This is a genomic window from Kaistella solincola, assembly GCF_000812875.1.
GTDB lineage: Bacteria > Bacteroidota > Bacteroidia > Flavobacteriales > Weeksellaceae > Kaistella > Kaistella solincola.
In genome coordinates, this window is sequence record NZ_JSYK01000003.1 from 1,030,999 (window position 1) to 1,042,727 (window position 11,729).

Annotated in this window: 8 protein-coding genes; 3 read left to right on the top strand and 5 right to left on the bottom strand. The window is 40.6% G+C overall.

Features of this window, described 5'->3' with window-relative positions; translation table 11 throughout:
• Window positions 1-126: 126 nt before the first annotated feature.
• The 5 genes from OA84_RS08785 to OA84_RS08805 all read right to left on the bottom strand — a co-directional run bounded on the left by OA84_RS08785 (window position 127) and on the right by OA84_RS08805 (window position 6,674).
• Window positions 127-1,257 carry an efflux RND transporter periplasmic adaptor subunit gene (locus tag OA84_RS08785; RefSeq protein WP_039344908.1) on the bottom strand — a complete coding sequence of 377 codons (1,131 nt, stop codon included), beginning with the start codon at window positions 1,255-1,257 and terminating at the stop codon, window positions 127-129.
• A 12-nt stretch (window positions 1,258-1,269) separates the two neighbouring features.
• Window positions 1,270-2,484: a TolC family protein gene (locus OA84_RS11620; protein WP_039344910.1), complete on the bottom strand. Its 1,215-nt coding sequence runs from the start codon at window positions 2,482-2,484 to the stop codon at window positions 1,270-1,272.
• Between the two features lie 9 nt (window positions 2,485-2,493).
• Window positions 2,494-5,640 carry an efflux RND transporter permease subunit gene (locus tag OA84_RS08795; protein ID WP_039344913.1) on the bottom strand — a complete coding sequence of 1,049 codons (3,147 nt, stop codon included), beginning with the start codon at window positions 5,638-5,640 and terminating at the stop codon, window positions 2,494-2,496.
• A gap of 94 nt (window positions 5,641-5,734) precedes the next feature.
• Window positions 5,735-6,238, bottom strand: coding sequence for a hypothetical protein (locus OA84_RS08800; RefSeq protein WP_039344916.1), 504 nt, complete (start codon window positions 6,236-6,238; stop codon window positions 5,735-5,737).
• Between the two features lie 91 nt (window positions 6,239-6,329).
• Entirely contained in the window at window positions 6,330-6,674 is a 345-nt protein-coding gene (locus OA84_RS08805) for a hypothetical protein (RefSeq protein ID WP_156965057.1), read from the bottom strand.
• Between the two features lie 258 nt (window positions 6,675-6,932).
• Here OA84_RS08805 and lysS point away from each other — a divergent pair, with 258 nt between their 5' ends.
• From lysS to OA84_RS08820, 3 genes are all read left to right on the top strand, one after another.
• Window positions 6,933-8,633 carry a lysine--tRNA ligase gene (gene lysS / locus OA84_RS08810; protein ID WP_039344919.1) on the top strand — a complete coding sequence of 567 codons (1,701 nt, stop codon included), beginning with the start codon at window positions 6,933-6,935 and terminating at the stop codon, window positions 8,631-8,633.
• Between the two features lie 214 nt (window positions 8,634-8,847).
• Window positions 8,848-10,782: a DNA topoisomerase (ATP-hydrolyzing) subunit B gene (gene gyrB / locus OA84_RS08815; protein ID WP_039344922.1), complete on the top strand. Its 1,935-nt coding sequence runs from the start codon at window positions 8,848-8,850 to the stop codon at window positions 10,780-10,782.
• A gap of 97 nt (window positions 10,783-10,879) precedes the next feature.
• Window positions 10,880-11,689 carry a DUF3298 and DUF4163 domain-containing protein gene (locus OA84_RS08820; RefSeq protein ID WP_039344925.1) on the top strand — a complete coding sequence of 270 codons (810 nt, stop codon included), beginning with the start codon at window positions 10,880-10,882 and terminating at the stop codon, window positions 11,687-11,689.
• The last annotated feature ends 40 nt before the right edge of the window (window positions 11,690-11,729 follow it).

The window sequence follows — 11,729 nt, forward strand, 5'->3', positions numbered from 1 at the left end:
CAGTGCTCAAGACTTTGAAAGTTTTGAGGCCACCACCAATTTGTATTGTTTACCAATTTCATTGTTGCAAATGTATAAATCATTTTCTTACCACCAAGAAAAAATGTTATAAATATTTAATAAAATCTATTCTTCAACATTTTTCAGCGCCATCAGCAAAGCGTAAGCACCTTTAGTTACATACTTTTTGCTGCGGTTTTTCGGTACGAAATTTACAAGCTCGGTTAACCCATTTTCAGAATTTCCTATGGTCACAGGAAACATTGCAAAAGTTTTAGGCTGTATTTCTTCAAAAATATATTGTCGGTTTTCCCAGGTCACCACCGCATCATCGGGAATTACGAAACCGCTTTCCGCATTGACCTCAACTTCGGCGTTCATAAATGTTCCGGGAATTAACGATTCGTCCTTGTCAATCAAATCACAATGAATTGTCACACTTCGGTCCGGCGCGAAATCTTTACCAATAAGTTTCACTACAGCGGCATATTTTTTCTCCGGATTTTGGTTCGTAAATGCACGGACGCGCTGTTCCAGAGAAATTTTACTGAGGTCTTTTTCAAAAACTTTAAGTTGGAGGTGTGTGGAATTGTTATTGATGATGGTAAAAAGTACTTCCGCCGGCGAAACGTATTGCCCAACAGCAACATTTACCGTTGAAATATAACCGGAAATTGGTGCTGTAACCGAAATACTTTTATGGATTTTTCCCGCGCTTACACTTTTCGCATCAATTCCGTATGAACGCAACTGCGACGCAATACCGCGAACAGCCGCATTTTGAGTTTCTGTATCATTCAGCGCTCGCTGCGTAACTTTGTTGGAACTTGCCTGATATTGATTTAAATATTTCTGTCTTTCGTAATCTTTTTGCGCGTAACTGAGTCCGGATTTTGCCTGAAGATAATCCTGTTGAAGTTTTGCGAGTTCAGGATTTTCAACAACGGCAAGCGTCTGACCTTTGGAAACAAAATTTCCGGGCATAAAACGGGCAATTTTTACAATTCCGCCAGACGACGACGAAACGCTCGACATCGCTTGAGGCGGCACATCAATTCGCCCCGAAAGCATAAGTTTGTTCGCAATCTCCTGACTGCCGAGCGTTTTGGTTTCAATGCCGGCATTTTTCAGCTGTCGATCCGTTAGCGTGATTTGATTACCCGAAACAGTAAACGTATCTTTTACCACCACTTCTCCCTTTTTTGAACAGGAAAAAAGGAGCGCAACAGCAGAAATTATGGTTATTAAATGTTTCATTTTTTTATTTTTTTATTCGCCTTTTAAAGCGTTCAGTTCTATAATTTTTTCGTTAAACAGTTTTTGCGCGTCAATATAGCGGCTCTGAATTTCGAGACTTTGATTGACGAGCATGGTGTATTCCAGGTAATCTATTTCGCCTTCTTTTAAAAGCAGATTCGCCGTGAACATGATGGTTTCCGCGTTTTTCAGCCCGGCATTTTTGTAATATTCAAGTTCTGACTTCAGTTTTTCCGATTCAGCAACAGCTACGGCGTATTGATTTTTCAGATTTTCGAGGGCTATTTGGTAATTATTTTCGGCAATTTGCTGATTGATTTTCTGACCTTCAATCACCGATTTCTGCGCAGAATTAAATACCGGCAAACCAACACCAACCAATCCGCTTTGGAAACGTTTTCCATGATTATAGAATTTCTCGTTTGCACCAAAACCGTATTGTGTCGCGGAGGTTATTCCGAAATTAAAAGTCGGCAGAAGCTTGGTTTTTTCGGCGTTTAAACGGGCATTTTCTATATTTTTTTGCTGTTCAATCTGCTTCAGAATTGTTGGATTTCCTTCGTAAATATGACTTTCATTCAGTTGCGTTTTGTAGAAATCATCTTTAATATTCGTGAAAATTTCAGTATCATTAATTAAATAATTAAACTGCTGAAGTGCCACTTCGCGGTCTTTTCTCAAATTCTGTAATTGAATTTCAGCCTGACTTCGGTAATTCTCCGCTGTTGTTTTCTCTACAATATTGCTTTCTCCCGCGCGCAACCGAAGCTCCGCTCTCTGAAGGTATTTTGAGTAAATGCTGTCGGTTTTTTCAAGAAGTTTCTGCTTTTCGTCGAGGTAATTTAAAGTATTGTAAACCTTTGCCAAGTCACGTTTCAAAAACGATTTTTGAACCTCAAGACTCAATTGCGCATTTTTCCATTCCTCCACCAAAACCTGAGTTTGGCTTTTGTAAAATTTCGGCAAACGCAGCGTTTGCTGCACCGAAACCGCGTTGTCCACATAAGCAGAATTCATTTGGCCGATTTCACCGGTAATATTTAACGGGTCAATCGTTACCGCGGAATTTTTAATTTTCTGCTGGTAATCAATTTTTAGCTGACCTGCTTTTACCGAAAGGTTATTTTCATTTGCTTTCTGCTGCGCGATTTCAAGCGAAACAGGAATTTGAGAAAAAACCCTCAAATAGGCCAGAAAAAATAGTATTGTTAGATATTTTGTTTTCATTTTTTAAGTTTATTCGTCAAGATTTACAGTTTTTTTGCGCTGTGGAAAATGCTTTTCAAACCAAATATATACAGTTGGCAAAATGAAAAGCGTTAGGAAAGTCGCGAGTAGTAAGCCACCGATAACCACGGTTGCAAGCGGTCTTTGCACTTCTGCCCCTTCGCCCTGACTTAAAGCCATTGGTAAGAATCCAAGTGAGGCAACCAAAGCGGTCATTAAAACCGGGCGAAGTCTCATTTTACCACCAATTCTTACTACTTCATTCAAATCTGAATGGGTTTCTTTCTGCCGGTTGAATTCGGCAATCAAAACAATCCCGTTGAGCACCGCAACGCCAAAGAGCGCGATAAAACCGACACCTGCGGAAATGCTGAAATTCATGCCGCGAAGCCACAATGATAGAATTCCACCGATTGCTGATAATGGAATTGTAGTGAAAATGATCAGGCCGTATTTTATCGAGTTGAATGCGAAGTAAAGCAGCAGCAGGATTAAAGCTAAACTCACCGGAACTGCGATTCCCAGACGTTTTTGTGCCTGCTGTAAATTTTCGAAAGTTCCGCCGTATTTTATGGTATAACCAACCGGAAGTTTCAGTTCTTTATCAACAACTTTCTGTAAATCCGTAACCGTAGATTTGATGTCGCGACCTTTGACATTGAAGCCAACGATGATTCTGCGGTGCGCCTGTTCGCGCTGAATTTGGTTTACACTTTCTTTAATATCCACCTGCGCAACAGAAGCCAGTGGAATTTCACCACCTGAAGGCAACGGAATCAAGAGGTTTTGTACGTTTTGCAAATTTTTACGAAGGTCGCCGTCCAGCCGCACCACGAGATCAAACTTTTTCTCCTCTTCAAAAACAGAACCCGCAGTTTGGCCGGCAAAAGCCGTATTCACCATTTTGTTGACTTCGCCAATATTCAAACCGTATTGCGAGAGCGCGGCACGATTGTATTCAATGACGATTTGTGGCAGTCCGGAAACGGGTTCAACGTAGATGTTTTCAGCACCATCGATTTTCTTGGAAATTTCTCCCAAATTTTCAGCGTAAACTTTCAGCGAGTCGAGATTTTCACCAAAAATTTTACAGACAACATCTTGCCGCGCGCCGGTCATGAGCTCATTAAAACGCATATTTACCGGATACTGAAAAGAGTAAGTAACTCCAATGAGATTTTTTTTGAGCTCTGCGGACATTTTTTCTGAAAGTTCATCGTAAGTAGTTGCGGACGTCCATTCAGCGCGCGGTTTCAAAATAATCATCATATCGCTGGCATCAATAGGCATTGGGTCCGTAGGAATTTCGCTGCTGCCGGTTTTCCCCACAATTTTTTCGATTTCAGGAAATTTTTTCAGCAGAATTTGCTGACTTTTTAGTACTGCTTCGGTGGAAGTTTTTAGATTACTTCCCGGTAAAACCCGCGTGTCTACAGCAAAATCGCCTTCAGGCAATGTTGGAATAAACTCGCCACCCAATCTTGACATGATAAAAACAGAAATAAAGAAAATAACCAAGGTTCCGAAGAAAAGCGGATTCTGATATTTCAAAACTTTTTTCAAAATTCGGTCGTACGCAGCTTCCAGTTTCGCCATCATCCGGTCCGCATAATTTTTCGTGTGCCTAATTTTCTTTGAGAGAAACAGTGCGCTCATCATGGGAACGTAGGTCAAAGACAGAATAAATGCACCTAAAAGCGCAAAAATTACCGTTTGCGCCATCGGTTTAAACATTTTGCCTTCGACACCTTCCAAGGTTAAAATCGGCAAATAAACGATCAGAATAATAATCTGCCCGAAGACCGCTGAGTTCATCATTTTTCCGGCAGAACTTTGTACGGTTTGGTCCATTTCACTTACGGTCAGCATGCTTTTGTTCTGAAGTGTTGGACCGTGAAGCCGATGGAGAATTGCTTCGACGATGATTACAGCACCGTCCACAATCAAACCGAAATCCAGAGCGCCCAAACTCATTAAATTTCCGCTGACTCCAAAAATATTCATCATAATAAAGGCAAACAGCATCGATAGCGGAATTACTGAAGAAACAATAAGCCCTGCGCGCAGATTTCCGAGGAAAACCACCAAAATGAAAATGACGATAAGCGCACCTTCAATTAGGTTTTTTGAAACCGTTGAAATAGCGTTGTTCACCATTTTGGTACGGTCCAGAAATGGATCGATTACCACGCCTTCGGGCAAGGTTTTTTTTATTTCTTCAATCTGGGATTTTACCTTTTCGATCACCTCATTAGAGTTGGCACCTTTCATCATCATCACCACCGCGCCCGCAACTTCGCCTTTTCCATTGTACGTCATTGCCCCGTATCTTATCGCATTTCCGTACTGAACTTTACCAATATTTTCGATTAAAACTGGTGTACCGTCGGGAAGGTTCTTCACCACGGTTTTTTCAATATCCTGAATTTTTCCCATTAAACCTTCCGTTCGGATGTAGAGAATTGTGGGACCTTTTTCGATATAAGCGCCGCCCGTATTTTGGTTATTATTTTCAAGCGCAGTGAAAACTTCCTGCATCGTGACGCCCATCGATTTCAGCTGTGATGGATTAACAGTAACCTCGTACTGTTTTAGGTTTCCGCCAAAACTCGCAACATCAGCAACACCATCGGTGCCGAGAAGTTGCCGTCGAACAATCCAATCCTGAATCGTGCGCAGTTCCATTGCATTAAACCGATGTTCGTAGCCGGTTTTTGGCCGGATGATGTACTGATATATTTCTCCAAGACCTGTGGAAATTGGTGCCATTTCGGGGACGCCGAGTGTTTTCGGAATATCTTTGGAAACATTTTGCAACCGTTCGGAAACCTGTTGTCTTGCAAGATAAAGATCTACACCTTCTTCGAAAACGATGGTAACCACGGAAAGTCCGAAGCGCGAAAAACTCCGCATCTGCTTAATGCCCTGAATATTGTTCATCGACTGCTCAAGCGGAAAAGTGATGAACCGTTCGATATCCGGAGCGCCCAAACTTGGTGACGAAGTGATGATCTGAACCTGATTGTCCGTTATGTCCGGCACCGCATCTATTGGCAGTTTCCGGAGTTCTATAATTCCATAAATTATCCAGCCGAGCGTCATCAGAATAATGATCAGCTTGTTTTTTATGGAAAAACTGATGATTTTGTCTAACATTGTAAAATTTTAAATTAATTATTTAGCAAAGTTTTTTACGCGCTAATGATCTCATAATTACCAAACTATGAGATTCATTAGCCATACAAAGACATTAATCATCGTGTTCGTCTCCTACATTTTCAGCAGCATTATTGCCGACATTATCAGTTTGCGCATCGTTTCGGATCTCAGTGTGACGAATTTCACCACCGGTTGTTCCGGCTTTTTGGGCAAAAAACAGGCTCGAGACAGCAAAAATTCCGACCAAAAAAGGCATTATTTTGGAAAATGTAAAACTTCTGAAACTCGCGAACAGTGCGACCAAACTTAAACCGCCAACGACATAGGAAAGTCCGGCGAAAAGCTCAGCAGCTTCTTCATGAGTTTTAATTAAACTTTCGGCAACGCCGGGAAGATGTTCCACGCCTTCTTCGGCGCCTTCGCCAGTAGCCATCGCCGCGATGGAAGCAACAGCACCCAAAATAAAAATGATATAAGCATTGCGTTTTGAAACTTCGGATTTAGCAAAAATTCCGATAAGCAGAAGCACGATTCCTACGAAAGGAAATATAATTGGCAAATGGTTTACAACCAAGTGCAGATGTGAATTGTTCATTGTTTTTGATTTTAAAATTTAAATAATAAGATTGGCGAAAACTTTTCAGCAAACGGTTTTGCTGAAAATACTTCCTGTGCGGTTTTACTAATTAAATAAAAATCGGCGGACGGAAAATAGACGCGAACGCGTCTGAAGTGTGTCCGGAGAAATAGGAAAAAATTGGTGCTTTTTGCCCGAAATTTTCCGGTGCTTTTAGTTTAATGCTGAAAATTTCCGGAACGGCAAGCGAGCCAATAGAAAAAACATTGCTTTCGTGCGTCTTAAAAGGCAATTTCATATCCTGGCTGTAATCGGAATCTATGCCGTGATCTTCGAAATAATGCATTTTTATAAAAGAGAAAAAAGTGGTGTTTTTGCCGGTAATTTTGTGCGAAATGTAATGTTCGACGAGGTTCGGCAACTTCAAAATCTGGCGCGCCTCTGTAAAAGACAAGAGGTAAATGCAGAGAAAGAAATATATAACCGGCTTTTTCACATCACAAAGGTACGACGGGAAACACCCAAAAAGTACGGCAAAAAGTAATTTGGAATTACTTTAATTAAAAATAAAAAATTGGTCATTTAGCCTGCAAAAAATTTGAATTTAATACTGAAACTTTCAGGTAAATTTTAGCCGTTATATTGCCATTTTTTTCGTTATTTCAGTTGCAGAAAATTCTGTAAATTTGCCATCTTAAAATTTGTCAGCATCATGCAGTTATCAGAACAGGAAATTATCCGCAGAGAAAAGTTAAAAAGTCTGGAAAAATTGGGCATCAACGCATTTCCCGCCGAAGAATTTAAAACCACCGAAACCACCGAAACCATTAAGCAGGATTTTGCTGAAGGTAAAAAAGTTGTTATCGCCGGCCGCTTGATGAGCCGACGAATTCAGGGAAAAGCGAGTTTTGCGGAACTTCAGGACTCTGCCGGTAAAATTCAGGTATATTTTAACCGTGATGAGATTTGTCCGGGCGAAGACAAAACGCTTTACAATGAGGTTTACAAGCATCTTTTGGATATTGGTGACATCATCGGTATCGAAGGTGAACTTTTTACCACACAGGTTGGTGAGATGACCGTAAAAGTGACGAATTTTAAGATTTTAACCAAATCTCTACGTCCGCTTCCACAACCAAGAACCGACGAAAACGGAGTAATTCACGACGCTTTCAATGATCTGGAACTTCGCTACAGACAGCGTTATGTGGATTTAATTGTAAATCCGCAAGTGAAAGAAGTTTTCATCAAAAGAACAAAACTGTACAATGCAATGCGTACTTTCTTTAACGACGCAGGATATTTTGAGGTAGAAACGCCAATTTTACAGGCAATTCCGGGCGGCGCTGCGGCGAAACCTTTCATCACGCATCATAATGCTCTCGATATTCCCCTTTATTTGAGAATTGCGAATGAATTATATTTGAAAAGACTGATTGTTGGAGGTTTTGACGGTGTTTATGAGTTTTCTAAAAACTTCAGAAACGAAGGAATGGACCGAACGCATAATCCGGAATTTACCGCGATGGAAATCTATGTCGCGTACAAAGATTATAACTGGATGATGGATTTTACCGAGAAATTGCTGGAATTTTCCGCAATGCAGGTAAATGGAAGTGTAGAATCTACGTTCGGTGAGCATACAATCAGCTGGAAAGCACCGTATCCGCGCGTTTCTATGACCGAAGCTATTAAAAAATATACAGGTTTCGACATTACGGGGAAAACCGAAGAGGAACTGTTTGATTTTGCAAAATCCATCGGTGTGGAGGTGAATGAAACCATGGGGAAAGGAAAATTGATCGACGAAATTTTTGGTGAAAAATGTGAAGGCAATTTCATACAGCCAACTTTCATCACCGACTACCCTATCGAAATGTCGCCTTTAACCAAAAAACACCGCAGCAAGGAAGGTTTAACGGAGCGTTTTGAGCTGATGGTTTGCGGAAAAGAAATCGCAAATGCCTATTCGGAATTAAATGACCCGATTGACCAAAGAGAACGCTTTAACGAACAGCTGAAATTAGCTGAAAAAGGCGATGATGAAGCAACCGGCTTTATCGATGAAGACTTTCTTCGAGCGCTGGAATATGGAATGCCACCAACTTCCGGTTTGGGAATCGGTATGGATCGTTTAATTATGTTTTTAACCAACAATCCGTCCATCCAGGAAGTGCTGTTTTTCCCGCAAATGAAGCCGGAAAAAGCTGCACCAACATTCGAGCTTGATGAAGACGAGAAAATGGTTTTAGAAATCCTGAAATCGCAGGAAGAACCGATGACTTTGAACGTGGTAAAAGTGAAAAGTCAGCTTTCCGGAAAAAAGTGGGATAAAGCCGCGAAAAATTTAACCAAATACGATTTGGTTAAAGTTGAAAAAATTGATGACGTAGTTTTGATGAAAGCACTTTAAGCGCTACATTTTTTGAATATTTAATCCCCAAATTTTCGGGGATTTTTTTATGGATTTTCCAGAATTTTATAAGCGAATAAATTTCAATATTTCACCGAAATTCAGTATCTTTGTTGGTCTTTTGAAATAGAGAAAAAATGCTCTGTTTCTCAGCAAATTTTTAATTTAAAAATATTTAAAATTCGGGGCTTTGGTCCTGAAGAATAGAAAAAATATGAGCCAAAAAGAATACACAGCGAGCAGTATACAAGCATTAGAAGGAATGGAGCACGTAAGAATGCGACCATCAATGTACATTGGAGATGTGGGCTCCAGAGGTCTGCACCACCTGGTTTACGAAGTGATTGACAACTCCATAGATGAAGCTTTGGCAGGCCACTGCGACACCATTTCAGTGGTGATTCACGAAGGTGAAAGTATTTCGGTAAGAGATAACGGCCGCGGTATTCCGGTGGATATGCATGAAAAAGAACAGAAATCTGCGCTGGAGGTTGTAATGACCAAAATTGGTGCGGGTGGAAAGTTTGATAAAGATACTTACAAAGTTTCCGGTGGACTCCACGGTGTGGGTGTTTCGGTGGTAAATGCGCTTTCCAATTCTTTGGTGGCGACCGTTTACAAAGACGGTAATGTGTATCAGCAAAAATATGCTAAAGGAAAAGCTTTGGCAGATGTAGCGCAAATAGGTACGACTGAAGAACGCGGAACATTGGTTTCGTTTACGCCGGATGACACCATTTTTCAGGATTTGGTTTACAACTACGATACTTTGGCGAGCAGACTTCGCGAACTTTCTTATTTGAATAAAGGCATCACGATTACTTTGACCGATGAAAGATTCATCGATGAAGAAGGCGCTCAGAAATTCGATATTTTCTACTCCGAAGGTGGTTTGAAAGAATTTGTTGAATATATCGATGGTAACCGCGAAAGTATTATGAACAACGTCATCTTCATGGAAGGTGAAAAAGACAATATTCCGGTGGAAGTTGCAATGCGTTACAACACGTCTTACAACGAAAATCTACACTCTTACGTAAACAATATCAATACGCACGAAGGTGGAACACACCTCGCGGGTTTCCGTAGAGCTTTGACAAGAACTTTAAAAAAGTTCGCTGATGAAATCGGTCTTCCTGCAAAAGAAAAAGTAGAAGTTACCGGTGACGATTTCCGTGAAGGTTTAACTGCGGTTATCTCTGTGAAAGTGATGGAACCTCAGTTTGAAGGACAAACCAAAACCAAACTTGGAAACTCCGAAGTTTCCGGTGCGGTAGACAAAATTGTTGGCGAAATGCTTACTAATTTCCTGGAGGAAAACCCGAACGAGGCGAAATTAATTGTTCAGAAAGTAGTTCTTGCAGCAAAAGCACGCCAGGCAGCGAAAAAAGCACGCGAAATGGTACAGCGCAAATCGCCGATGGGCGGCAGCGGTTTACCGGGAAAACTTTCCGACTGTTCTTCAAAAGATCCCGCAATTTCCGAACTGTTTTTAGTTGAGGGAGATTCCGCAGGCGGAACAGCAAAACAAGGACGTGATCGTCATTTTCAGGCGATTTTGCCTTTACGAGGTAAAATTCTGAATGTTGAAAAATCAATGCTTCATAAAGTTTATGACAATGAAGAGATTAAAAATATTTATACCGCATTAGGAGTTTCTGTAGGAACCGAAGAAGACAGTAAAGCGCTGAATATCTCCAAGTTACGCTACCATAAAGTGGTGATTATGACCGATGCTGATATTGATGGTGCGCACATTTCAACCCTGATTCTTACCTTTTTCTTCCGCTATATGAAGGAACTCATCGAAAACGGTTACATCTACATCGCGCAGCCGCCATTGTACTTACTGAAAAAAGGCAGCAAAAAGATTTATGCCTACAACGAGAAAGAACGCGAAGAAATTACGCTTCAACTGGCGCCTGATGGCAAAGGTGTGGAAGTACAGCGTTACAAAGGTTTAGGGGAAATGAACCCCGAACAGCTTTGGGACACGACTCTGAACCCAGAATTCCGTATTTTGAAACAGGTAACCATTGAAAGTTTAGCAGATGCAGATAATGTTTTCTCAATGTTGATGGGCGACGAAGTTCCACCAAGACGTGAATTTATTGAGAAAAACGCCATCTATGCAAAAATCGATGTGTAACACTTCAATTATTCAAAAACAAAAAAACCGCTCAATTTGGGCGGTTTTTTTTATTTTAAGATTTCAGCGAAATAAAAATAATTAAGTAAATTTAGACATGAAATTTTCCGTCATTTATTTTCTCGCTTCGTTTCTCGCAATTTCCGGTTGTGAGCAGAAAAAACCAGCCGTACAGAAGTCTGCCACGGAGAAAACTGAAACTGCAAAAACGGTTCCTACTTTTGCGGTAGATTCAATTTCGGTAAATGATTCGCTGGAAATAACTAAAAATCTAACGGCGTCTTTCACCAAGAAAATCCTGATTTTCCCCACTTTTAACCGCCAAAATATTTTAGATTCCATTTACGCGCCCGAAAAGATTCAGCTTAAAGACTATTCAAAAGAAAATCTGGGAAAAGCTTTGGAAGAAAAAAAACAAGGCTATTTCGATGAAACCAAAAAATCGCTGAAAAACTTTAGTCCGGATTTCAAGCAAACATGGACCAACAATTCAAAAATGGCAGTTTTTTCCAATACCAACGGTTTTCTGACTTTGGTGTATACCGGCGACGGTTACACGGGCGGCGCGCACGGCTATTACTATAAAAAATTCAAAGTTTTCGACCTTAAAAATAATAAAACTGTTCAGCTTTCCGACGTACTCACCAATCAGGATGCTGGAATCTGGGGACGGATTTTAATGGATAACTTCCTTAAAAATGATCTGCAAAAAGGCCAGAGCGAAATGCTTTTGGTGAAGAAAATTCCGCTGAATGACAACTTTTATTTCGACGCCGAACATCTTTATTTCCTTTACAATCAGTATGAAATTGCAGCGTATGCCGCCGGTCCGGTTTTAATTAAAGTTCCGCTTTCGGACATTAAACCGTTTTTAAATTCCGATTTTAAAAAGCGAATCGGTTTGTAATCTAAACTGAAAACCACCATTAGTCGCGTACTTTCTCTAT

Bases quoted from the DNA above. Each gene is read 5' to 3' on its own strand.
- OA84_RS08785 (WP_039344908.1), bottom strand. From the start codon at position 1,257: ATGAAACATTTAATAACCATAATTTCTGCTGTTGCGCTCCTTTTTTCC.
- OA84_RS11620 (WP_039344910.1), bottom strand. From the start codon at position 2,484: ATGAAAACAAAATATCTAACAATACTATTTTTTCTGGCCTATTTGAGG.
- OA84_RS08795 (WP_039344913.1), bottom strand. From the start codon at position 5,640: ATGTTAGACAAAATCATCAGTTTTTCCATAAAAAACAAGCTGATCATT.
- OA84_RS08800 (WP_039344916.1), bottom strand. From the start codon at position 6,238: ATGAACAATTCACATCTGCACTTGGTTGTAAACCATTTGCCAATTATA.
- lysS (WP_039344919.1), top strand. From the start codon at position 6,933: ATGCAGTTATCAGAACAGGAAATTATCCGCAGAGAAAAGTTAAAAAGT.
- gyrB (WP_039344922.1), top strand. From the start codon at position 8,848: ATGAGCCAAAAAGAATACACAGCGAGCAGTATACAAGCATTAGAAGGA.
- OA84_RS08820 (WP_039344925.1), top strand. From the start codon at position 10,880: ATGAAATTTTCCGTCATTTATTTTCTCGCTTCGTTTCTCGCAATTTCC.